Annotated in this window: 16 protein-coding genes and 1 pseudogene; 14 read left to right on the plus strand and 3 right to left on the minus strand. The window is 59.7% G+C overall.

Going from position 1 to position 23,791, the window contains the following annotated elements; all coding sequences use genetic code 11:
* Window positions 1-36: 36 nt before the first annotated feature.
* The 4 genes from ACZ9BB_RS13170 (at window position 37) to ACZ9BB_RS13185 (ending at window position 4,636) form a co-directional block, all read left to right on the plus strand.
* On the plus strand, window positions 37-1,386 hold the full coding sequence (locus ACZ9BB_RS13170) for an APC family permease (RefSeq protein ID WP_476214157.1): 1,350 nt from the start codon (window positions 37-39) through the stop codon (window positions 1,384-1,386).
* Between the two features lie 119 nt (window positions 1,387-1,505).
* Window positions 1,506-2,522: an arginine N-succinyltransferase gene (locus ACZ9BB_RS13175; RefSeq protein ID WP_476214158.1), complete on the plus strand. Its 1,017-nt coding sequence runs from the start codon at window positions 1,506-1,508 to the stop codon at window positions 2,520-2,522.
* Between the two features lie 61 nt (window positions 2,523-2,583).
* Window positions 2,584-3,618, plus strand: a complete 1,035-nt coding sequence (astA, locus tag ACZ9BB_RS13180; RefSeq protein ID WP_476214159.1) for an arginine N-succinyltransferase — start codon at window positions 2,584-2,586, stop codon at window positions 3,616-3,618.
* 148 nt (window positions 3,619-3,766) lie between these two features.
* Complete coding sequence (locus ACZ9BB_RS13185; RefSeq protein ID WP_476214160.1) at window positions 3,767-4,636, plus strand: isocitrate lyase/PEP mutase family protein; 870 nt, start codon at window positions 3,767-3,769, stop codon at window positions 4,634-4,636.
* A gap of 190 nt (window positions 4,637-4,826) precedes the next feature.
* On the opposite strand, the gene ACZ9BB_RS13190 is transcribed toward ACZ9BB_RS13185, so the two are convergent.
* Complete coding sequence (locus tag ACZ9BB_RS13190) at window positions 4,827-6,068, minus strand: M20/M25/M40 family metallo-hydrolase (RefSeq protein ID WP_476214161.1); 1,242 nt, start codon at window positions 6,066-6,068, stop codon at window positions 4,827-4,829.
* 124 nt (window positions 6,069-6,192) lie between these two features.
* Complete coding sequence (locus tag ACZ9BB_RS13195; protein ID WP_476214162.1) at window positions 6,193-7,266, minus strand: diguanylate cyclase; 1,074 nt, start codon at window positions 7,264-7,266, stop codon at window positions 6,193-6,195.
* A 206-nt stretch (window positions 7,267-7,472) separates the two neighbouring features.
* Here ACZ9BB_RS13195 and ACZ9BB_RS13200 point away from each other — a divergent pair, with 206 nt between their 5' ends.
* The 5 genes from ACZ9BB_RS13200 to hglS all read left to right on the plus strand — a co-directional run bounded on the left by ACZ9BB_RS13200 (window position 7,473) and on the right by hglS (window position 13,927).
* Window positions 7,473-8,399: an alpha/beta fold hydrolase gene (locus ACZ9BB_RS13200; protein ID WP_476214163.1), complete on the plus strand. Its 927-nt coding sequence runs from the start codon at window positions 7,473-7,475 to the stop codon at window positions 8,397-8,399.
* A 241-nt stretch (window positions 8,400-8,640) separates the two neighbouring features.
* Window positions 8,641-10,140 (plus strand): glycolate oxidase subunit GlcD, encoded by a 1,500-nt coding sequence (glcD, locus tag ACZ9BB_RS13205; protein WP_476214164.1) that lies wholly within the window; start codon window positions 8,641-8,643, stop codon window positions 10,138-10,140.
* Window positions 10,140-11,189 (plus strand): glycolate oxidase subunit GlcE, encoded by a 1,050-nt coding sequence (gene glcE, locus ACZ9BB_RS13210; protein WP_476214165.1) that lies wholly within the window; start codon window positions 10,140-10,142, stop codon window positions 11,187-11,189. The genes glcD and glcE overlap by 1 nt, the downstream gene beginning before the upstream one ends.
* A 1-nt stretch (window position 11,190) precedes the next feature.
* Entirely contained in the window at window positions 11,191-12,408 is a 1,218-nt protein-coding gene (gene glcF / locus ACZ9BB_RS13215) for a glycolate oxidase subunit GlcF (protein WP_476214166.1), read from the plus strand.
* Window positions 12,409-12,535: 127 nt separating this feature from the next.
* Complete coding sequence (gene hglS / locus ACZ9BB_RS13220; protein WP_476214167.1) at window positions 12,536-13,927, plus strand: 2-oxoadipate dioxygenase/decarboxylase HglS; 1,392 nt, start codon at window positions 12,536-12,538, stop codon at window positions 13,925-13,927.
* Between the two features lie 159 nt (window positions 13,928-14,086).
* On the opposite strand, the gene ACZ9BB_RS13225 is transcribed toward hglS, so the two are convergent.
* Window positions 14,087-14,764 carry a type 1 glutamine amidotransferase domain-containing protein gene (locus tag ACZ9BB_RS13225; protein ID WP_476214168.1) on the minus strand — a complete coding sequence of 226 codons (678 nt, stop codon included), beginning with the start codon at window positions 14,762-14,764 and terminating at the stop codon, window positions 14,087-14,089.
* Between the two features lie 401 nt (window positions 14,765-15,165).
* Between ACZ9BB_RS13225 and ACZ9BB_RS13230 the strand changes: the two genes are divergently transcribed.
* The 5 genes and pseudogenes from ACZ9BB_RS13230 (at window position 15,166) to ACZ9BB_RS13250 (ending at window position 23,771) form a co-directional block, all read left to right on the plus strand.
* Window positions 15,166-15,681, plus strand: coding sequence for an Hcp family type VI secretion system effector (locus tag ACZ9BB_RS13230; protein ID WP_007900657.1), 516 nt, complete (start codon window positions 15,166-15,168; stop codon window positions 15,679-15,681).
* A 131-nt stretch (window positions 15,682-15,812) separates the two neighbouring features.
* Window positions 15,813-17,855, plus strand: coding sequence for a type VI secretion system Vgr family protein (locus tag ACZ9BB_RS13235; RefSeq protein WP_476214169.1), 2,043 nt, complete (start codon window positions 15,813-15,815; stop codon window positions 17,853-17,855).
* 4 nt (window positions 17,856-17,859) lie between these two features.
* Window positions 17,860-18,589: pseudogene (locus ACZ9BB_RS13240) on the plus strand (DUF4123 domain-containing protein).
* The gene (locus ACZ9BB_RS13245) at window positions 18,586-23,361 is read left to right on the plus strand and encodes an RHS repeat-associated core domain-containing protein (RefSeq protein ID WP_476214170.1); all 4,776 of its coding nucleotides are present in this window, start codon (window positions 18,586-18,588) and stop codon (window positions 23,359-23,361) included. The pseudogene ACZ9BB_RS13240 and the gene ACZ9BB_RS13245 overlap by 4 nt, the downstream one beginning before the upstream one ends.
* Window positions 23,358-23,771 (plus strand): hypothetical protein, encoded by a 414-nt coding sequence (locus tag ACZ9BB_RS13250; RefSeq protein ID WP_007900671.1) that lies wholly within the window; start codon window positions 23,358-23,360, stop codon window positions 23,769-23,771. Before ACZ9BB_RS13245 ends, ACZ9BB_RS13250 begins: the two co-directional genes overlap by 4 nt.
* Window positions 23,772-23,791: the final 20 nt, after the last annotated feature.

A 23,791-nucleotide genomic window follows, 5' to 3' on the forward strand; every position in this document is an offset into this window, starting at 1 on the left:
GCGTGCAGCTGCATTCATATCAAGGAGAACGGCTTCATGGACATTGAAGAATTGGGCTACAAGCAAGAGTTGAAACGCAGCCTGTCACTGACCGACCTGGTGGTGTACGGGATGATCTTCATGATCCCCATCGCCCCGTTCGGCGTTTATGGTTACGTCAACGCCGAAGCGCCGGGGATGGTGCCGCTGGCCTACATCATCGGCATGGTGGCGATGCTGTTCACCGCCCTCAGTTACGGCAGCATGGCCCGGGCCTTTCCGGTTGCAGGCTCGGTGTATTCCTACGCACAACGCGGCCTCAACCCGCATGTCGGGTTTATCGCGGGCTGGCTGATGCTGCTCGATTACCTGCTGATTCCACCGTTGCTGTACGTGTACGCGGCGATGGCGCTGAATCATTTGTACCCGGACATCCCGAAAGTCGGCTTCATCCTGGCCTTTCTGGTCAGCGCCACCTTCGTCAACCTGCGGGGTATCACCTTCACCGCGCGGATGAACATCATCTTTCTACTGGCGCAACTGGTGGTGCTGGGGATCTTCCTGTTTTACGCCTGGAATGCCCTGCACAACGGCGGCGGGAACGGTCAGTTGACCCTGGCGCCGCTGTACAACCCCGAGACCTTCAATTTCGCCCTGCTGATGCAAGCGGTGTCGATTGCGGTGCTGTCGTTCCTCGGTTTCGATGCCATTTCCACCCTCGCCGAAGAAATCAAGGGCGACCCGGGCCGCAGCGTCGGCAAGGCTGCGTTGATTACCTTGCTGGTGATGGGCGTGATCTTCGTCGTGCAGACCTGGCTTGCCACTGACCTGGCCGCCGGCCTGGGCTTCAAGTCCGCCGACACCGCGTTCTATGAAATCGCCGAAATCGCCGCCGGCAGCTGGCTGGCCACCCTGACCGCCGTGGCCACTGCGCTGGCCTGGGGCGTGGCGGTCGCCATTACCTCCCAAGCGGCGGTTTCGCGCCTGCTGTTCGGCATGGCCCGGGACGGCAAACTGCCGAAAGTGCTGGCCAAGGTGCACCCGAAACACAACACGCCGTACTTGAGCATCTACCTGGTGGCGGTGCTGTCGCTGGTGATCTGCTACCTGTTCATCAACTCGGTGGACACCCTCACCTCCCTGGTGAACTTCGGCGCCCTGAGCGGCTTCATGCTGCTGCACCTGACCGTGATCAATTACTACTGGCGCCGGCAGAAGTCCGGCCAGGTAATTCGTCACCTGATCTGCCCGGTCATCGGCTTCATCATCGTCGCGGCCATCATGTACAACATGGGTGTCGATGCCCAGAAACTCGGCCTGATCTGGATTGCCCTGGGCCTGGTCTATCTGTTCTTCCTCAACAAACTGGGTGCCAGCACGGCACTCCCCGACCCGAGCAATGGCTGACAAGAAAAAGGGCAGCGTCTGACATGAATTCAGGCGACTGCTGATTTCAAGCGTGGAAACCGACAGTGATAGTCAGGTTCGGCGCAAACCGCCGAACCCTTTGATACAGGAGTGCATCCATGCTGGTCTTACGTCCGGTGGAGTTAACCGACCTGCTTCAGCTACAACAACTGGCGCGCGACAGTCTGGTGGGCGTCACGTCCCTGCCGGACGACACTGAACGGTTGCGCGAGAAAATTCTCGACTCCTGCGCTTCGTTCGAAAAAGAGGTGCAGGGTCATGGCCCGGAGAACTATTTCTTCGTACTGGAGAACCTGACGACCGGCCGTCTGTCCGGCTGCTCGGAAGTCCTTGCCACCGCAGGGTTCAGCGAGCCGTTCTACAGTTTGCGCAACCGCCACTTCACCAGTGCCTCACGGGAGCTGAACATCGAGCACGGGGTGCCGGCGCTGTCGTTGTGCCACGACCTCAGCGGCCATACCTTGTTGCGCGGCTTCCATATCGATTCAGCGCTGCAATGCACGCCGTTTTCCGAGTTGCTGTCCCGGGCACGGCTGTTGTTCATCGCCGCTCACAAGGCGCGCTTTGCCGAAGCAGTGATTACCGAAATCGTCGGTTACAGCGACGAACAGGGGCAGTCGCCCTTTTGGGATGCACTGGGTAAACATTTTTTCGACCTGCCTTACGTCGAGGCCGAGCGACTTTGCGGTCTGCAGAGCCGGTCGTTCCTCGCTGAACTGATGCCGCAATACCCGATTTACGTGCCGATGCTGCCGAAGGCTGCACAAGAGTGCATCGGTCGCGTTCACCCCGATGGCCAGGAGGCCTTCGACATTCTTGAACGCGAAGGCTTCGAGACCAATAGCTACATCGACCTGTTCGACGGTGGCCCGACGTTATACGCACGCATCTCGAACATTCGCTCCATCGCCCGCAGCCAGACCGGCACGGTGCACTCTGGCGCAACCATCGATGCCCGCGGCCGTTACCTGGTGAGCAACGATTCGTTGAAGGGCTACCGCGCCATCGTCGCCGAGCTGGACTACCGGGCCGGGCAACCCGTGGCCCTGAGCGCCGAAATGTGCGCGGCCCTGAACGTGACCGACGCCAGTCCGATCCGGTTGATCGCCCTGTGAGCCGCCACGGCCCTCGTGCCCAACGACAGCGCCCGAGCAGGCGCGAAGAAGGAGCTGCATCATGATTGTCCGCCCGGTTCAAGTCACTGACCTGCCCGCCTTGCTGGATCTGGTGCAACGGGCCGGCCCGGGGTTCACCACCTTGCCGGCCAACGAGGAACGCCTGGCCCACCGAGTGCGCTGGGCCCAGCGCACCTTCGCCGAACAGGTCGAGCGCGCGGACGCCGATTACCTGTTCGTGCTCGAAGATGACGATCAACAAGTGGTCGGCGTCAGCGCCCTTGCGGGGGCTGTCGGTCTGCGGGAGCCCTGGTACAACTACCGGGTCGGCCTTACGGTCAGTTCGTCGCCGGACCTGGGTATTCAACGCCAGATCCCCACGTTGTTCCTCAACAACGAAATGACCGGGCAATCGGAAATCTGTTCGCTGTTTCTGCGCCACGATCAACGCCATGGCAGTAATGGTCGATTGCTGTCACTGGGGCGACTGCTGTTTGTCGCCGAATTTCCGCATCTGTTCGGCGACAAGCTCATTGCCGAACTGCGCGGCAGTGCCGATGAACAGGGTTGCTCACCGTTCTGGGACAGCCTGGGTCGGCACTTTTTCAAGATGGAGTTCAGTCATGCTGATCACTTGTCGGGGCTGGGCAGCAAATCATTCATCGCCGAACTGATGCCGCGCCAGCCGCTCTACACCTGCATGCTCACCGAACAGGCCCAAGCGGTAATCGGCAAACCTCACCCGAACACCGAACCTGCGCTGAAGATCCTCACCGCCGAGGGGTTTGCCCATAAGGGGTACATCGACATCTTCGACGCTGGACCTGTGATTGAAGCCCCGGTGCCGAAAATCCGCACGGTGCGCGACAGCCAACCCTTGGTGCTGGCCATCGGCACGCCCGATGAGCAGTCCCCGGTATGGCTGATCCACAATCGCCGCCTGGAAAACTGCCGCATCACCGCCGCCCAGGCACGGCGGGTGGGCAACAGCTTGATCGTCGACCGCCTCACCGCCAAACGCCTGCAACTGCAACCCGGCAACTCGGTGCGTGCCGTGCCGCTGCGCAATCTACAGAAGCAGGCGGTGGCGGCGTGATTGCGCGTCGAAGCATCAATCCACATACGCTGCTCATAGCCTGCAAATTCGTCATCATTCTCACCCCGCCCACGTGATAGCCTTTTGTTCCTTCGGCGTTGACACTTTTGCTCAAGCCCTTCCATTCCTTTGTATTGGTGGAACTCATATGTCCAGGCTGTCACATCAAGATTTGCGCCGTAATTTCCGCCAACTGTTCGCTTCCAACGCCTGCTATCACACCGCGTCGGTCTTCGACCCCATGTCGGCACGCATCGCTGCCGATCTGGGTTTTGAAGTGGGGATTCTGGGCGGTTCGGTCGCGTCGTTGCAGGTGCTGGGCGCCCCCGACTTTGCGTTGATCACCCTGAGCGAGTTCGCTGAACAGGCCACCCGCATCGGCCGCGTGGCCCAATTGCCGGTCATTGCCGACGCCGACCACGGCTACGGCAACGCGCTCAACGTCATGCGCACCATCGTCGAACTCGAACGCGCCGGTGTGGCTGCGCTGACCATCGAAGACACCCTGTTGCCGGCGCAATTCGGCCGTAAGTCCACCGACCTGATCGGGGTCGCGGAAGGCGTCGGCAAGATTCGCGCGGCTCTGGAAGCCCGGGTCGACTCAGAAATGGCGATCATTGCGCGGACCAATGCCGGGATCCTGCCGGTTCAGGAAATCATCAGTCGCACCAAGCAATACCAACAGGCCGGGGCGGACGGGATTTGCATGGTGGGCGTGCGGGACTTCGACCACCTTGAACAAATCGCCGGACACCTGAGCGTGCCGCTGATGCTGGTCACCTACGGCAACCCGCTGCTGCGCGACGACAAACGCCTTGCCGAACTAGGCGTGCGTGTCACTATCGACGGCCATGGTGCGTACTTCGCGGCGATCAAGGCGACTTACGACAGCCTGCGCGAACAACGGCAGATCTTCACTCAGGCTTCAGATCTGAACGCTACTGAGCTGACGCATACGTACACGCAGCCTGAGGAATACATCGTTTGGGCGAAGGAATATATGAGCGTCAAGGAGTGAGGTTCGGCTGAAATGATGGTGTGACATCTGGCCCCTGTGGCGAGGGGGCTCGCCCCCGTTCGGCTGCGCAGCAGTCGTAATCCAGGCGACTCGGTGGGGCTGAAAGAATGCAGGGGCCGCTTCGCGCCCCAACGGGGGCAAGCCCCCTCGCCACAGGGAGCTGCCCCACACCAAGGAATGATCTGGCCGATTACTTCTTGGCCAATTCCATAATCATCCGCGACAACAGATAAATCCGCGGTGCCACACTCTCAACCTCCGCGTATTCCTCTGGCGTATGAATATTGCCGCCGACAATCCCGAAACCATCCAGCGTCGGCGTGCCCACCCCGGCTGAAAGGCTGGCATCCGCCGCCCCGCCGCTGCCTTCTTCCGTCAACTTGCGACCGATTTCGCCGTAGATCCCTTGGGCCATGGCCATCAAGCGATCCGACTCCGCCGTTTGCGGCATTGGTGGCAATCCGCGTTTAAGGGTGGTGGTGACTTCCGTTTCGGGAATCAGTTTGTCCTTGGAAACCCGCGCCAGATCCTTCTCGATCCGGTCGAATTCTTCCGGCACCGCTGCGCGTACGTCAGCCTTGGCCGTGGCCTGGTCCGGGATCACGTTGGTGCGGTCGCCGGCCTTGAGTACGGTGAAGTTGATGGTGGTTTTCTTCGCTTCATCACCCAACTTGCCGAGTTGCAGAATCTGGTGCGCGGCTTCCATGGCGGCGTTACGCCCCAATTCCGGCGCAACACCGGCGTGAGCCGCCTTGCCCTTGACCTCGACCACGGCGGTAGCGCTGCCTTTGCGCCATACCACCAGGCCATCGGCCGGGCGGCCCGGTTCGAGGTTGAGGGTCACGTCGTGGGCCTTGGCGGTTTTCTTGATCAGGTCAGTGGCAACGTCCGAGCCGGTCTCTTCGCTGGCATCGAGCAGGAAGGTGATTTGTGCGTAGTCCTTGAAGTCGAGGTTTTTCAGGACTTTGAGCGCATAGATCCCGGCGACGATGCCGCCCTTGTCGTCCATCACCCCCGGCCCGTAAGCGCGGCCGTCCTTGATATGGAACGGGCGCTCGGCGGCGGAGCCTTCCTTGAACACGGTGTCCATGTGCGCCATCAGCAGGATTTTCGCCTGGCCGGTGCCTTTGAGCGTGGCCAGCACATGGTTGCTTTTGTCCGGAGTGTTGGGCACGAGTTCGATGGTGGCACCGAGTTTCTTCAACTCTTCGATGGCGATGTCACTCACCTGGGTCAGGCCTGGTTCATAACCGGAGCCGGAATCGATGTTCACCAGCCGCTCCAGCAGTTTCAGGGCTTCACCCTTGTACTGTTCGGCATCGGCGAGGACTTGTTTGTGAGGTTCGGCGAAGGCTGCGGGGGTGAAGGCGCCGAGGGCGAAGGTCAGGCCGAGGCTGGTGGCCAGGAGGGCACGCGAGCGTTTGAACGTCATGAATCGATCCTTGTTTCGTGTCGGGGGTCGAAAATACCCTACCTGACTACGACGCAAGGCTCTACACCGGATGCGACACAGACAAACCCGATTGACCACACATCCCCTATGGGATTTGATTCGGTTACACAGAATCGAGCATCGCCTTATGCGGCTTGCCGTCGCCGTGACAGATGACGCGGTTGCGGCCGGTGCTCTTGGCTTCGTAGAGCGCCTGATCGGCGTCGTTGAGCCACAGGGTCGCGTCGTCGTAGGCCGGGTTGAAGGCTGCCAGACCGATGCTCAAACTGACTTTCAGCGCCGGACTCTGCTCGTAACCCAGGGTGGCGAAACGATCACGCAGCGCATCCATCGCCACGGCCGCGCGGTCCAGCGGCAGGTCCGGCAGCAGCACGCAAAATTCGTCGCCGCCGTAGCGCCCGGCGACATCGGCTGCACGCAGGTTCTGCTTGAGCATTTTGCTCAGTTGACGCAAGACAATGTCCCCGGCGACATGCCCATAAGTGTCATTGATGATTTTGAAATGGTCGATGTCGATCAGCGCAATCGCCCCGCCCTGCTGCTGGCGTTGGCAACGCTGAAACTCGATTTCCAGCTGATCTTTCCAGGCACCGTGGTTCAGCAGGCCGGTCAGGCTGTCGGTGCGGCTCAGGGCCAGCAGTTCGCGCTTGTGCCGGCCGAGGGTGTCGGCCTGACGGAAGCAGATCCAGCCAAAGGACAGCGGATAAATCGATAGCAAAGGCAAGCAGGCGTACAGCTGAAACGGACTGGTTTGCGGGACAAAAGCCGGCATGAATACCAGCAGCCCGAGGCCTATCCCAAGCACCTGCGCGACGGCGCCCATCAACAGAAAACGCAAACCGCCAATGGCCACGTTGTGCATCGCCATCATCGAAAGGGTCGCCGCGCTGGGCAGCGGATTGAACTGCATGGCGGCCACCCAGAAACCGCCGAGAAACGCGTCCACCAGGATATTGCGGTGTTCGGCGTGAAAAGGAATTTCCGCCCGGCGTGCCCATTGATAGGCCACATGGGGCCAGAGCAGCCCGTTGAGCAGCATCACCACCCAGACCCATGGCGCGGGGTTGAGTGGATACATCCCTGCGCCGACGCACAATAACCCCAGGGCCAAACCCAGGATTCGCGACGCGTAAAGCCTCCTGGCCAGTGAAAGTCCCTTTCCTCCCTTTTTTTCCATAGAGGCCTCTGTACTACTGAACGGAGCCTGACAACGCACAGGGTGAAGGTGTGCTGGAAGTCTATCAGGGCGGCGGCAAATAGCCATCACCGGTTGGCGATCTGAATTGCGTGGCATCGACAGGAGGCGAGTACTCAATGTTTGTCTATACATGAAGGGAGGGATCGATAAACAACCTGCCCTGGTCACTGCAAAGGAATAGCCTGATGCTTTTGTTGGTTGTCACTATCGCGGTCTTCGTGGCCTGGAGCTGGTTGAGTTACCCGGCCATCGGTCACTGGCTCTATGACTTGAGTATGGCGCTGGAGGCCAAGCTGTATCGGTTGCACAAGATCGTCGTGCCCATCGCAGAAATGACCGTCTCGACCTGGCAAGGCGGGCCTTACGAGGCGTCCAGCAGTGTGTTGATGTTGCACGGCTACAGCGCCGACAAGAATATCTGGCTGCGTTTTGCCCGGCATTTCGTCGACGATTACCGGGTGATCATCCCCGACCTCGCCGGCCATGGCGAAACCGGCTTCAAGGCCGGCGGCGGCTATGACATTGCGGTCCAGGCCAAACGGCTGATCCAGTTGCTCGATGTCTGCGGAGTCGAGAAGGTGCATGTGATCGGTAATTCCATGGGCGGCTACATCGCGGCGTGGCTGGCCGCCACTTACCCCGAGCGCATTGCTTCGCTGGCACTGATCGACCCGGCCGGTGTCACTGCCCCGGAGCCCAGCGACATGGAGCGACACCTGGCGCGCGGCCACAACCCGTTCTTGATTCATTCGCGCGAAGAGTTCCAGCATTTCTACGCCATGACCATGGTCTCGCCGCCGTGGGTGCCGGGGATCGTGCTGGACGCCGTCGCCCAGCGTTATGAACAGCAGCGCGACGAGCTGGAAGAAATCTTCAGGGACTTTCACGCCAGCCCGCCGATGGAGCCGAAACTGCCCGACATCAAGTGCCCGGCACTGCTCTTGTGGGGGCGCAAGGACCGCTTGATCGACGTCAGCAGCGTGCCGGTCTGGAGCAAGGGCATCGCCGATTTGCAGGTGGAGATCTGGGACGGTGTCGGGCATATGCCGATGGTTGAACAACCGGCCAACACCGCGCGGTTGTACCGGGCGTTTCTGGGAAGGAAAAACTGATGAGATCCCCTGTGGTAAAGGGGCCTGTGGCAAGAGATCCTGTGGTTAGAGGTCCTGTGGCGAGGGGGCTTGCCCCCGTTGGGCAGCGTAGCTGCCCCAAAACCCGCAATCGCGATTCTTCAGGCGCACCGCATTCGACGGTTTACGACTGCTGCGCAGCCGAACGGGGCGATGCGGCGTTCCGACAAGCCCCCTCGCCACAGAACTCTTCATCACAGGGATCTGTGCTTGGTGGCGAACGATGAACATTCTTTACGACGAACGCATCGACGGTGCTCTGCCGAACGTAGACAAAGCCGCGCTGCTCAAGGCCTTGCAACAGGAAGTGCCGGACCTGGACATCCTCTGGCGCGAGGAAGAACTCAAACCCTACGAATGCGATGGTCTTTCGGCCTATCGCACCACGCCAATGCTGGTCGCCCTGCCCCGGCATCTGCAACAGGTGCAGGCGCTGCTCAGGCTCTGTCACGCCCGGAACGTGCCGGTGGTGGCGCGCGGAGCCGGCACCGGGTTGTCCGGCGGTGCACTGCCGTTGGACAAAGGCGTGCTACTGGTGATGGTGCGGTTCAACAACATCCTGCACATCGACCCCGCCGCCCGCACCGCACGGGTCCAGCCGGGGGTGCGTAACCTGGCGATTTCCCAGGCGGCGGCGCCCTTCGGTTTGTATTACGCGCCGGACCCGTCCTCGCAAATCGCCTGCTCCATCGGCGGCAACGTCGCGGAGAACGCCGGTGGCGTGCATTGCCTCAAATACGGCCTGACCGTGCACAATCTGCTGAAACTCGAAGTATTGACCCTTGAAGGCGAACACCTGACCCTCGGCGCCGATTCGCTGGACGCACCGGGATTCGACTTGCTGGCCCTGTTCACCGGCTCCGAAGGCTTGCTCGGGATCATCACCGAAGTCACGGTCAAACTGTTGCCCAAACCCCAAGTCGCCAAAGTCCTGCTGGCGAGTTTCGATTCCGTGGAAAAGGCCGGTCGCGCAGTGGCTGAGATCATCGCCGCCGGGATCATCCCCGGAGGCCTGGAGATGATGGACAACCTGGCGATCCGTGCCGCCGAGGATTTCATCCATGCCGGCTACCCGGTGGACGCCGAAGCGATCCTGCTGTGCGAACTGGACGGCGTCGAAGCTGATGTCCACGACGATTGCGAGCGGGTCCGCGAGGTCTTGCAACAGGCCGGGGCCAGTGAGGTGCGCCTGGCTCGGGATGAAGCCGAACGCGTGCGGTTCTGGGCCGGGCGCAAGAACGCCTTCCCGGCGATCGGCCGCCTCTCGCCGGATTACTACTGCATGGACGGCACCATCCCCCGCTGCGAACTGCCCGGTGTGCTCAAGGGCATCGCCAGCCTGGCGCAAGAATATGGCTTGCGCGTGGCCAACGTGTTCCATGCCGGTGACGGCAACATGCACCCGTTGATCCTGTTCGACGCCAACCAGCCCGGTGAACTGGAACGGGCCGAAGCCCTCGGCGGCAAGATCCTCGAACTGTGCGTGAAAGTCGGCGGCAGCATCACCGGCGAACATGGCGTCGGCCGCGAGAAAATCAATCAGATGTGCGCGCAGTTCAACAGTGACGAGTTAACGCTGTTTCACGCCGTCAAAGCCGCGTTCGACCCAAAGGGCCTGCTCAACCCCGGCAAGAACATCCCGACCCTGCACCGCTGCGCGGAATTCGGCGCGATGCACATCCACGCAGGGCAACTGCCGTTTCCTGAGCTGGAGCGTTTCTGATGACGGACTTCGATGCCAGTGAAACCCTGCTTGAGCAGGTCGAACAGGCGCGCGAGAACGCCACGCCGCTACGCATTCAGGGCGGTAACACCAAAGCGTTTCTCGGCCGTGAAGTGGCCGGAGAAATACTCGATACCCGCGCCCATCGCGGCATCGTCAGCTACGACCCGACAGAACTGGTGATCAGCGTTCGCGCCGGCACGCCGCTGAGCGAACTGCTTGCCGCACTGGATGCAAAGGGGCAAATGCTGCCCTGCGAGCCGCCATCGTTTGGCGAAGGCGCCACTGTCGGCGGGATGATCGCCGCGGGTCTGTCCGGGCCGCGGCGCCCATGGTCCGGCTCAGTGCGCGATTTTGTCCTCGGTACGCGGGTGATCAGCGGCCTCGGCACCCACCTGCGCTTCGGCGGTGAAGTGATGAAAAACGTCGCCGGCTACGACCTCTCGCGCCTGATGGTGGGCAGTTATGGCTGCCTCGGCATACTGACCGAGGTCTCGCTCAAAGTGCTGCCCAAACCCCGGCAATGCTTGAGCATCAGCCTGGACATCGACTGCGCCCACGCCTTGGCCAATCTGGCGCAATGGGGTCAGCAACCACTGCCCATCAGCGCTGCCAGCCACGATGGTCAGCGTCTGTATCTGCGGCTCGAAGGCGGCGAAGGTTCGGTGACGGCCGCCCATCAACGACTCGGCGGCGAACCATTGGACTCCGGTTATTGGGCCGACCTGAACGAACAACGACTAGACTTTTTCAATGAGGGCCTGCCGCTGTGGCGCTTGTCATTGCCCAACAACCTCGGGCCTCTGGACTTGCCCGGTGAGCAACTGATCGACTGGGGCGGCGCGCAACGCTGGTTGAAATCCGCAGCCGACAACATTCAGTCGCGAGCTCTTGAACTCGGCGGCCACGCCACCTGTTTCAGCCATGGCGTCAGCGAAACGCCATTCCAGCCGCTGGCCCCGGCGCTGCTGCGCTATCACCGGCAACTCAAGGCGCAACTGGACCCGCAAGGGCTGTTCAACCCTGGGCGAATGTACGCGGAACTCTAGTATGCAAACCAACCTCAGCGAACAGTCCAAACTACTGCCCCGCGCCGAAGAAGCGGACAAGATTCTGCGCACCTGCGTGCATTGCGGGTTCTGCAACGCCACGTGCCCGACCTACCAACTGCTGGGCGATGAACTGGACGGGCCGCGCGGGCGCATCTACCTGATCAAGCAAGTGCTCGAAGGCGCCCCCGCCACGGCCAAAGCCCAATTGCACCTGGATCGCTGCCTGACCTGCCGCAACTGCGAAACCACCTGCCCGTCCGGGGTGGATTATCACAACCTGCTGGACATTGGCCGCGCCGTGATCGATCAAGCAGTGCCGCGCCCAGCCGGTCAGCGGTTGTTGCGTCAGGGGCTGCGGGCATTGGCACCGAATCCGAACCTGTTCAAAACCCTGCTGCAGATCGGCGCAACGTTTCAGCCGTTGTTGCCACGAGGCGTTGCGGCGAAGTTGCCCCACGACCTCCCCGCCACGGGCGAGCGCCCTGCCCCTCGGCACGCCCGCCGGGTGCTGATGCTCGAAGGCTGCGTACAGCCCGGTCTGTCGCCGAATACCAATGCCGCCACGGCGCGGGTGCTGGATCGGTTGGGGATCAGCGTGATTGCGGTGCCTGAGGCCGGCTGCTGCGGCGCGCTGGACTATCACCTCGACGCCCAGGCCATGGGCCTCAATCGCGCCCGGCACAACATCGACACCTGGTGGCCGCACCTGGAAAACGGCGCCGAAGCCATCGTGCAAACCGCTAGCGGCTGCGGCGCGTTCATCAAGGATTACGGGCACCTGCTGGAGCGCGACCCGCTCTATGCGGCCAAGGCCCGGCGAGTCAGCGAACGGGCATTGGACCTGGTGCAAGTGCTGGCCGATGAACCTTTGGAACGGGTCTGCGCTGCCACCGACCGACGGATCGCCTTCCACTGCCCCTGCACGTTGCAGCACGCACAGAAACTCGGCGGCGCGGTAGAAGCCGTGCTGATGCGGTTGGGCTTCAATCTCACCGCCGTTCCCGACAGTCATTTATGTTGCGGCTCGGCGGGCACCTATTCGATTACCCAACCAGTACTGGCCCGGCAACTGCGTGACAACAAACTCAACGCTCTGGAAAGCGGCCATCCCGAAATCATCGCCACCGCCAACATCGGCTGCCAGAGCCACCTCAACAGCGCCGGACGAACGCCAGTCAGACACTGGATCGAACTGGTGGACCAAGTGCTGCGTTAACCGAATAGCCTGAGTCGCAAGAACAGTCCTTGGCAGAATGAAGTTCGTCAGAAACTTCGTTTGTCGGCGCCGCCGAAGACTGCGATCTTTTCCCGCATCCATCACACCGCGCCAGGAATTTTTTTTCATGAGCCACCCGAACTTCGTCAGCCCTGACCTGATCCGCCAACGCTTCTCCAAAGCGATGTCCGACATGTACCGCGAAGAAGTGCCGCTGTATGGCGCGCTGATGACCTTGGTGGAACAGACCAATCGCCACGTGCTGGACAGCGATCCGCAGATCGCCCGACAGCTGCCCAGCACCGGTGAAATCCAGCGGCTGGACCTGGAGCGCCACGGCGCGATCCGGGTCGGCACTGCCGCTGAACTGGCGACCCTCGCCCGCCTGTTCGCCGTGATGGGCATGCAGCCAGTGGGCTATTACGACCTGACCCCGGCCGGCGTGCCGGTGCATTCCACCGCGTTCCGCGCTGTGCATGAAGCAGCGTTGCAGATCAGCCCGTTCCGGGTGTTCACCTCGCTGCTGCGCCTGGAGCTGATCGAAGACGCCGAACTGCGGGCCTTTGCCCAGTCGGTGCTGGATACGCGCTCGATCTTCACCCCGGCGGCATTGGCCCTCATTGAACGCGCTGAAACCCAGGGTGGCCTGACTGAATACGAGGCGCAGGACTTCGTCGCACAAGCCCTGGAGACCTTCCGCTGGCACCACAGCGCCACCGTCACCGCCGAGCAATACCAGCAACTCAGCGCCCAGCATCGACTGATCGCCGACGTGGTGGCCTTCAAAGGCCCGCACATCAACCACCTGACCCCACGCACCCTGGACATCGACATCGTGCAGGCACAAATGCCCGCCCATGGCATCACCCCTAAAGCAGTGATCGAAGGCCCGCCTCGCCGCCAATGCCCGATCCTGCTGCGTCAAACCAGCTTCAAGGCGCTGGACGAACCTGTCGCCTTCACCGATCAAGCTCAAACCCGTGGCAGCCACAGCGCCCGCTTCGGTGAAATCGAGCAACGCGGCGCGGCGCTCACCCCCAAAGGCCGGGCACTTTACGACCGCTTGCTCAACGCCGCCCGGGATGAACTCAAGGATTTCCCCAACGAAGCCAACGCCGCACGCTACAACGCGCTCATGACACAGCATTTCGGCGAATTTCCTGACACCGTCGAGGATATGCGCCGACAGGAACTGGCGTACTTTCGCTACTTTGTGACCGAAAAAGGCTTGGCGGCGGATGAGCTGAACGGTTTGTCGCTGGAGGATTTGCTTCGCGACGGCTATGTGCGGGTTGAACCGCTAGTGTATGAAGACTTTTTGCCGGTCAGCGCGGCGGGGATTTTTCAGTCGAACCTTGGGGATGCGGCGCAAACCCACTATGGCGTGCATTCGAACCAGCAGGCGTTTGAAAAAGCGCTGGGGCGTTCGACGATTGATGAATTGGGGCTGTATGCCGAGACGCAGCGGCGGTCGGTTGAGGAATGCTGCAAGACATTGGGATTACCGAGTCTGACTTGACCAGTCAGACACACCTTGTGGCGAGGGAGCTTGCTCCCGCTTGAGTGCGTAGCACTCACAAAATCTCCGCTTGTACGCAGAGTTTTGGGGCCGCTGCGCAGCCCAGCGCGAGCAAGCTCGCTCGCCACATAAAAAGTGTCGACCCGCAGGCTTCATCGCTTAACCCAGCTTCGCCAACAACGCCTTGGCGGTCGCTTCAGAAGACGCCGGGTTCTGACCGGTCAGCAACAGACCATCCGCTATCACGTAACTCGCCCAGTCATCGGCCTTGGAGTAAAGGCCACCGTTGGCCTTGAGCATATCCTCCACCAAAAACGGCACGACATCCGTCAGCTGCACAGCGGCTTCTTCGGAGTTGGTGAAGCCTGTCACTCGCTTGCCTTTGACCAATGGCTGGCCGTCCGCATCCTTGACGTGGCGCAATACCCCCGGCGCATGACAGACCGCCGCCACCGGTTTGCCCGCCTTGTAAAACGACTCGATCAGCGCAATTGAAAAGGGGTCTTCAGCCAGATCCCATAACGGTCCATGCCCGCCTGGATAGAAAACAGCGTCGTAATCTTCGGCCCTCACGGTACTCAGCAACCCGGTAGACACTAATGCAGACTGGGCAGCAGAATCCTTGCGAAAGCGATCGGTGGCCGCGGTCTGCGCGTCTGGCTCATCACTTTTGGGGTCCAGCGGTGGCTGGCCACCCTTGGGTGAGACCAGGGTCAGCTGCGCGCCAGCGTCCTTGAAGGTGTAATACGGTGCGGCGAACTCCTCGAGCCAGAAGCCGGTTTTCTTACCGGTGTTACCCAATTGATCGTGGGACGTTAAAACCATCAGGATTTTCATGTCGTTCTCCAGTCGATGTCCGGGTTATTCAATGATCTCGGCGCTGGGTTTGACCATCGGACAGCGCTGTTCGTTGCGCCCATTGTCGGGGGTGACGGCTCATGGCCTTGATGCGCAAGAAGTTGCGCAACCGTGTCGGTGAAAAGTCCTCGAGCGAGGCTGGACGTCAGGTTTATCAAGCCCTCCGGCCGAGTGCGCAAGAAGTTGCGCAGTGGTGCGCAACTTCTTGCGCACTTTTTCAGCGGATCTTTGCCAAAAATCTCTTCAGCGTTGGAAAAATAACCTCAACCACCTGATTTATATAGCTTTAATAATTTCTGGCACGCTCCTTGATAACAGTCAGGCACCCACCGGGCGATACCGCCTCCCGGGCACCCTAACTTTTAGCAAGGAGCACATCCATGGCTACACCAGCGTACATGTCCGTTACCGGCGAGAAACAAGGCCTGATCACTGCCGGCGCATTCACCGCCGACTCCGTTGGCAACACCTACCAGGAAGGCCACGAAGACCAGGTCATGGTTCAGGCTTTCAGCCACGACGTGATCATCCCGCGTGACCCACAGTCCGGCCAACCGACCGGTCAGCGTGTACACAAGCCAGTCGTGATCACCAAGGTCTACGACAAGTCCTCGCCACTGCTGCAAGCGGCGCTGACCTCCGGCGAGCGCATGAGCGAAATCGTTATCCAGTGGTACCGCACTTCGGCTCAAGGTACCCAAGAGCACTACTACACCACCAAACTGGAAGACGCGATCATCGTCGCCATCAACAACAAAATGCACAACTGCCAGGATCCGTCGAACTCGCACTTCACGCACCTGGAAGAAGTGCAATTCACCTACCGCAAAATCACCTGGACCCACGAAGTATCCGGTACTTCGGGTTCCGATGACTGGCGTGTTCCAGTCGCTTAATCGCGGCTGACGGTTCCAAACATCGGCCAGCTCTGCTGGTCGATGTCATTTGCGCCTTCCAGGAATTTTCGCGTCCGCAAGCACCCGTTTGGGTGCCGGCGTGCGCCGCAGCACTGCACGAGGAACAAGGGATGTTCGCGCCGGCCAATCAGACTCACTTTGCCCTGACTGTCGAAGGTCTGGAAAACGATCTCCAGGTCCTTGCCCTGCAAGGTCGGGAAGCCATCAGCCAGCCTTTTGTATTTGAGGTGGATCTGGTGAGTGAACAGCCATCCCTGGACCTCGAAACGCTATTGCACAAACCGGCCTTTTTGCAGCTCTCGCCTGACGGCAGCGGCATCCATGGCCAGATCTACCGCGCCGCCCAGGGCGATTCCGGCAAACGCCTGACCCGTTACGCCGTGACCCTGCGTCCGCAGCTGTCTTACCTGGCGCACCGCATCAACCAACGCATCTTCCAGAACCTCACCGTACCGAAAATCATCGGCATGGTCCTTGAAGAGCATGGCATCCAGAGCAACGCCTACGAATTCAAAGTCGGGGCGATTTATCCCGAGCGCATTTACTGCGTCCAGTACGATGAATCGGACCTGCAATTCATCCAGCGCCTGTGCGAGGAAGAAGGTATTCATTACCACTTCCAGCACAGCGCCACGGCCCACAAGCTGGTGTTTGGCGATGACCAGACGGTGTTCCCGAAACTCGCACCCGTGGCCTATCAGCAAGACTCCGGCATGGTCGCCAACGACCCGGTGATCAAGCGCTTCGACCTGCGCCTGGAAACCCGCACCAGCCGCACCACCCGCCGCGACTACGACTTCGAAAAACCGCGCCTGACCCTGGAAAGCGAACACCGTGGCGACGCCCTGCCCGACCTCGAAGACTACGACTACCCCGGTCGCTTCATCGACCGCGAACGCGGCAAGCACCTGGCCAAACGCGCCCTCGAGCGTCACCGCAGCGACTTCCAGCTCGTCGAAGGCAAAAGCGATCAGCCGTTGCTGGTCAGCGGCCACTTCCTGGCCCTGACCCAACACCCCAAGGCCAAGTGGAACGACCTGTGGCTGCTGACCGAAATCCTCCACGAAGGCAAACAGCCGCAAGTGCTGGAAGAGTCGGTCACCAGCAGCACCACCAACCTGAAAGACGATTTCCATCAGGGCTACCGCAACCGCTTCCAGGCCACCCCCTGGGACGTCCCGAACCGCCCGCCGCTGAACCACCCCAAACCACGGATCCTCGGCAGCCAAAGCGCCGTGGTCACCGGGCCCAAAGGTGAAGAGATCCACTGCGACCAATACGGCCGCGTCAAAGTGCTGTTCCACTGGGATCGCGAAGGCCAGGCCGACGACAAAACCAGCTGTTGGTTGCGCGTTTCCTCCGCCTGGGCCGGTGCCCATTACGGCGGCATCGCCATTCCGCGCATCGGCATGGAAGTGCTGGTCAGCTTCCTCGAAGGCGACCCCGACCAACCGCTGATCAGCGGCTGCCTGTACCACAAGGAAAACGTCGTCCCGTACGCCCTGCCGGCGAACAAAACCCGCAGCACCTTCAAAACCCTGAGCTCTCCGGGCGGCGGTGGTTTCAACGAACTGCGCATCGAAGACAAAAAGGGCCAGGAACAAATCTTCCTGCACGCCCAGCGCGACTGGGACGAAAACGTCGAACACGACCAGAAAATCCGCGTCGGCAACGAACGCCACGACACCGTCGAGCAAAACAGCTACAGCGAATTCAAGGCCGAAGAACACCACACCGTCTATGCCGACCGCAAAGTCGAAGCCCGCGCCAATGACCACCTGACCGTGGGCGTCAACCAGCACATCAAAGTCGGCACCGGCCAATTCATCGAAGCCGGCCAGGAAATCCACCTGAGCAGCGGCATGAAAGTCGTGCTCGAAGCCGGCAGCGAACTGACCCTCAAGGGCGGCGGCAGCTTCATCAAGATCGACGCCAGCGGCGTGACGCTGAGCGGGCCGGTGATCAACATGAACTCCGGAGGTGGGCCGGGAAGTGGGACGGGGGCTGCGCCGTTGTTGCCTGGGGCGTTGAAACAGGCCGATGCGGATAAGGCTGGTGCGGTTCTGAGCCCGGCGCAGATCAATACGCTGAAACGTAATGCGCCGTTCTGTGAAGAGTGCGAGAAATGCAAGGCAGGTGCTTGTGCGATCTGATCCGATGACTCCGCAGGCTTGGCTGGCTGAACGGCCGTTGCAGACGGGTGAGCGGTTGTACTTGATTGTTAGCGCGGCCAGTGATGCCGAAGCGCTCAAGTCGCTTTACCAAAATGAACCCACAACCCAGGCGATCCCGATCTGGGGCGGTACACCCTACGCGGCCTGGCAGCCGGTAATGCCCTACCTCACCGAGTTGAAACCCAACTCAAGCTTCCTGTCATGGATTGCCGAAACGGATGCCCTCGATTGGGGGGTGGCTGGCCGTTTCCCGCAGCGAACCGAACGTGGTGTTCGAACATCTGCGTAGCCTCACTCAGGTAAGGATGCCGGACGGGACCGAAGTGTTTTTCCGGTTCTGGGATGGGCGGCATATCTACCCGATTCTGGAAGGGCTCGGCGATGCCGCTGGGGAAGTGCTGCCGGTGTTTGATCGGTATTTGATTAATGGCAAGAGCCTGGAGGTGGGGCCGAGAGTGGTGCCACCGGCGAAGGATTGGCCTTGGTGGGAGGTGCCGAAGGCGTTGCTTGATGGCCTGACCAAGCAAAACCCATCGACCGTAGTCGGCAACATGATGCAGTGGTTGAAGGAGGATCACGCCGACCTGTACTTCTCGTTCCCCGAATCCAACCTGCGAACAAAAGTGGCGCGCTTCGTAAAACGCACGCCGCTCACGGAAGAAAACTTCACCGGGCTGTTGAAGGCCCATCTGGAAAATGAGGTGGCTGTATGAGCATTTTGATGGGTGAGATCGTAGGCAACCTCACGGCAAAACAACCTGATGCTCAGGCCATCATCAGTGACTTCAAGAAGTGCCTGAAGGATTACCGTGAGCATGCCGAGGCCTGGTACGGCGGTGTGCTGGACGCGGAACAGCAATTCAAGGTCGGTGATGAGGTCGGTACTCAGGACAAGGACAGCAAAAAGGAAAACACCCTTTATGCCAACTGCCCGGCCAACGGCAAGCTCACGCTTGTGCATAGCTTCGAGTCTGCACGATTTGTTCCGATCGGTAATACGCCGGTCCGTCTGGTGCCTGTGGTGGATGGCCGATTCATTGGCAAGAACGAAACCGGACCGGAAATCAACAAGACAATCGACTCGACCGGGATTCTGGAAGTCACCGGCCTCACGCCCAATCAGCAATACAAAATCACGTTCTTCCCGAACCCCACTCGCGCGCAGATCGACAGCCTGTTCAACTCCTATCAGGGCGTGATCGGCGATTTGAGCGGCTGGTTGCAGACTGAATGGAGCACCAGTTTCCTACCGCTTTGGCAGGCACATACCGATGCCTCGATGGGTGGCCGTGCCCTGCAGGAACTGGAGGCCGCATGGGAAGGCTTTCTGAAAGCGATCATGGGTTTGTGGGGTGATATCAAAAGTCTCTACAACCTGGTTGCGCATCCTCGTGAGAACTACGAGAAGCTGAAAAACTTCTTCACCGAAGAGCAAATCAAGAAGATTTATGACGCCTCCGCTGAGGCCATTCATACCGCCTTGTTGATCGCCAGCGATGAACCACTGATGTGGATCTATGTCGCTGCCATCGTGGCGTGGGTGAAGATGCTGCCGCCGCAGACATGCACAGAAGTGCTGGCTCAGCTGACCACAGAGTTCCTGCTGAACATTCTGGTTGGTGTCGTCCTGACCGGTGGTCTCGGCTTGGCCGTGCGCATTGGCACAAAGGTAGTTAAAGCCACGCAAAACAGCGCCAAAGTTGTGAAACTGATTGAAGATTTTACCGGCATGCTGATGAAAGTCAGCAAAACAAGCGCCACACCGCATACCGAGGCTGCTCGGCCTTTACTGCTTAATGGCAATTCGGCATTCAACCCGGCGCGTAAAGCCAACGTTGAGATCGCCCCGCCCAAACCCGCCGAAACAGCAACGGCGCCGAAGAAAAAGCCACCTGTCGCCGGTGGAAAAGTGGAAACGGATGCGCAGATCCAGGCGCGCGGCAAAACTGAAAGCGCCACACGCGTCGAGCAAAAAGAAGCGGTCGACAACGCGCCAAACCAATCGAAAAACCCGGCTGACCAACCCACCGAGTGTGCCAATAAAACCTGCCTCAAAGACGACCCGATTTCGATGGTGACCGGCGAGGAATTACTGACCCTCTCCGATGGCGAGCTGGGTGGGTTGTTACCTCTGGAATGGACGCGCCTTTACCGAAGCAGTGCGGTCGAAATCGACAGCCGTCTTGGCCACGGTTGGAGCCATTCCTTGTCTCATCGTTTGCAACTGGACGATGAAGGTGTGCTGTGGACGGACAACGAAAACCGCCAGATCCGCTTCCCGATGCCAACCGAACAACGCCCGGCTATCACCAACAGCCTGGCGCAGGCGGCGATTTATTTGGGCGATGCACCCGGTGAGTTAATCCTTACCCAGGCGGGACCAAAAGCACGCTTCTATCACTTCCGTGCCGGGCGATTGATCACCATCAGCGATGCCTACGACAATCGGGTGCATATCAGTTATGACTTTGTCGACCGCATTCAACGCATCGACAACGGTGCAGGCCGCGCCTTGCTGCTGCGTTACGACAACCGTCATATCGCTGCAGTGGATCATCAACAACAACGTTCCGAGTACAACGAACGCGGTGAACGCCAGGATCCATGGCTAACCATTCAGACCTTGGTCTCCTACCGCTACAACACGCGTAATCAGCTCGTATCCTCGACCAATGCGGCAGGTGAAACCGAGCATTACCACTACAACGACCAGCACGTCATTCTGGAACGGCAACTGGCCGGTGGTGCCAGTTTTTTCTGGGAATGGGAGCGTGAAGGCAAGCTCTCCCGTTGCGTCCGCCACTGGGCTAACTACTCGCAGCTGGAAGCGCGTTACGAGTGGGATGACAAAGGTTCAGTGACTGCTTACAACTCCGACGGCAGCGAGCATGTGTACGTGCATGACAAGAATGCGCGTTTGATCAGCGAGACCGCTCCCGATGGTGGGGAAACGCAGAAAGCCTATGACGATCAGGGACGTCTGGTCGCAGTAAAAGACCCGATGGGCGCCATCACCGAGTATCAGTACAGCGATGCCGGGCGCTTGATGGCCGTGATCCCGCCAGAAGACGAACCGACCCGTTACAACTACTTCAATGGTCAACTCATTGATGTCCAGCGAGGTAAAGCGCGCTGGAAGTACGAGCGCAACCGTCAAGGCGATATCACCCAGCAAACAGACCCTCACGGCGCCGAAACCCACTACAACTACGACCGTCAAGGCCGCCTGCTGGAAATCCGCCATCCCGATGGCAGTCGTCATCAACTGGGTTGGAACAACCTCGGTCAACTGTTGGAAGAACGCCTGCCCGACGGCGGCCAACGCAAGTACCGTTACGACGCGCTAGGTAGGCAAATCACACGTCAGGATGAAATCGGCGCCATCACCCATTACCAATGGGATGCCGTTGATCGACTGACACAAATCACCCTCCCCGGCGGCGCCACCCGCGCCTTCACCTATAACCCGTATGGTCGCGTCACCGCCGAACGGGATGAACTCGGGCGCATCACCCGCTACGAATACGCAGACAACCTGCACCTCGTGAGCCGCCGCATCAACCCGGACGGCAGCCAGCTGCGCTACCGCTACGACAACTCGCGCCTGCTGCTCACCGAGATCGAAAACGAACGTGGCGAGCACTACCACCTCGACTATTACCCGAACGGCCTGATCCAGCAGGAAACCGGTTTCGACGGTCGCCGGACCGCTTACGAGTACGATCTCAATGGCCAACTGCTGAAAAAAACCGAATTCGGCGACGATGGCAGCGAGCTGATAACCGAGTACCAGCGCGACGCTGCTGGCCGTCTGCTGGTGAAAACCCTGGCTGACGGTGAAGAAATTCACTACAGCTATGACGCCCTAGGGCGCCTTGTCAACGTCGACGACAGCCACTGGCCCCTCGCCTACGAATACGATCTGCAAGATCGCCTGATCACCGAACACCAGGGCTGGGGCACGCTGCGTTACGAGTACGACAGCGTCGGCCAACTGAAGCACTGCCGCCTGCCGGATGGCAGCAAACTCGACTACCGCCACCAGCCTGGCGGCCAGCTGAGCAGCATCGACCTCAACGGCTCGCGCCTGACCAGCCACCAGTTCAACGCCGGCCGCGAACAACAGCGCCAACAAGGGCTGCTGCTCAGCCAATACCAGTACGACGAACAGGGTCGGTTGCAAGCCCACAGCGTCAGCCAGCGCGAAAAGAATCTGTTCCAGCGCCGCTACACCTACGACGCCAATGGCAACCTCGCCGGCATCGACGACAGCCGCAAAGGCCACCGCAGCTATCACTATGATCCGCTTGACCGCCTGATCAACGTACGCGGCGCTACGCCTGAAAGCTTCGCCCACGACCCGGCGGGCAACCTCCTCGGCCAAAACAACGAGCCGACCGCCAACCTCGCCAACGTCAAGGGCAACCGCCTGCTGATGCAGGGCGACCGTCATTACGACTACGACGCCTACGGCAACCTGATCCGCGAACGCCGAGGCGCCGGGCAGAAACTCGTTACCGAGTACCGTTACGACTGCCAGCATCGCCTGATCGGCGTCAGCCTGCCGGGTGGCAGCGTCGCATCCTACAAATACGACGCCTTCGGTCGACGCCTCGAAAAGACCGTCGATGGCCATACCACCGAATTCCTCTGGCAAGGCGAACGCCTCATCGCCGAGAGCGGCGACAACCGCTATCGCAGCTACATCTACGAGCCCGGGACTTTCCGCCCACTGGCGATGCTCGACGGCGAAGGGCCGCTGAAAGCCGCTCCGTTCTACTACCAACTCGACCACCTCGGCACCCCGCAGGAACTCACCGATTACAGCGGCGAAATCATGTGGTCGGCCAAGTACCGCGCCTATGGCAACCTCGCTGCGCTGGACGTCGCCGAAATCGACAACCCGCTGCGCTTTCAGGGCCAGTATTTCGATGCCGAGACAGGGTTACATTACAACCGGCATCGCTACTACAATCCGGGGACTGGGCGGTTCTTGACGCCGGATCCGATCAAGCTTGCGGGTGGGTTGGACAACTACCAATACGTGCTTAACCCTACGGGGTGGGTGGATCCGTTGGGGTTGACAAGCTGTCCTGGAGCGGGTGGTAGCAAGTCGGAAATCAGACTGGAAGATCCACCAGTTAAAGCGACCGTAAATGAAGGATCTCCTCCCCCTCCAGCCCCTCCAAAACCGGACAAGTGGAGTCGGGAACCTAAAAGCATTCAAGATCAGATGACATTACAGGCAGCTAAAGAAGGTCGAGGCGTCGTTATTATCGAAAACCTCAATGATCCTGCCTTTAAAGGAATGGATAAAGTTGAGCTCAAGATAAAATCGAAGAACGGAAATGACTCCGTAGTACATTATGTACGCAATCCGCAGACTGGAGAGCTCATGGATTTCAAATTCAAAAAACACAGCACCGATGATATAAAACCTTGGGGTAATGACCCATCAGTGCCACCCGGAGTCATCGACAAATGAAAGTCGTATGCAAAATCAACAATCTGAATGACATATCAGCACCAGAAACCGTCATGCGTTTAAAGCGTTACATATTCATGCCTGACGGCGAGCTAGACTTGCAACTGGGAATGGAATACACGGTTTACGGCATCGAGTTTCGAGACAACTGCCCTTGGTTCTATATATGCGCAGAAGAAGATGATGAGTATCCAAAACCATATGCAGCGGATGTCTTTGATATTATTGATGAGCGACTTTCCTCTCATTGGAAACTTAGCTTTCGAACTCAAGAAAACAATAAATACAAAAGCTCGCTTATATTCCAAGAATGGGCCACAAACATTAGCTTTTATGAAAATTTAATTGATGGCGACGAGCAAGCTATCACTACATTTGCGAAATACAAAACACTTATGGACTCAGAGTAATTTAGCAACAAGAAAAAACA

The organism is Pseudomonas sp. TE3552, from assembly GCF_056278945.1.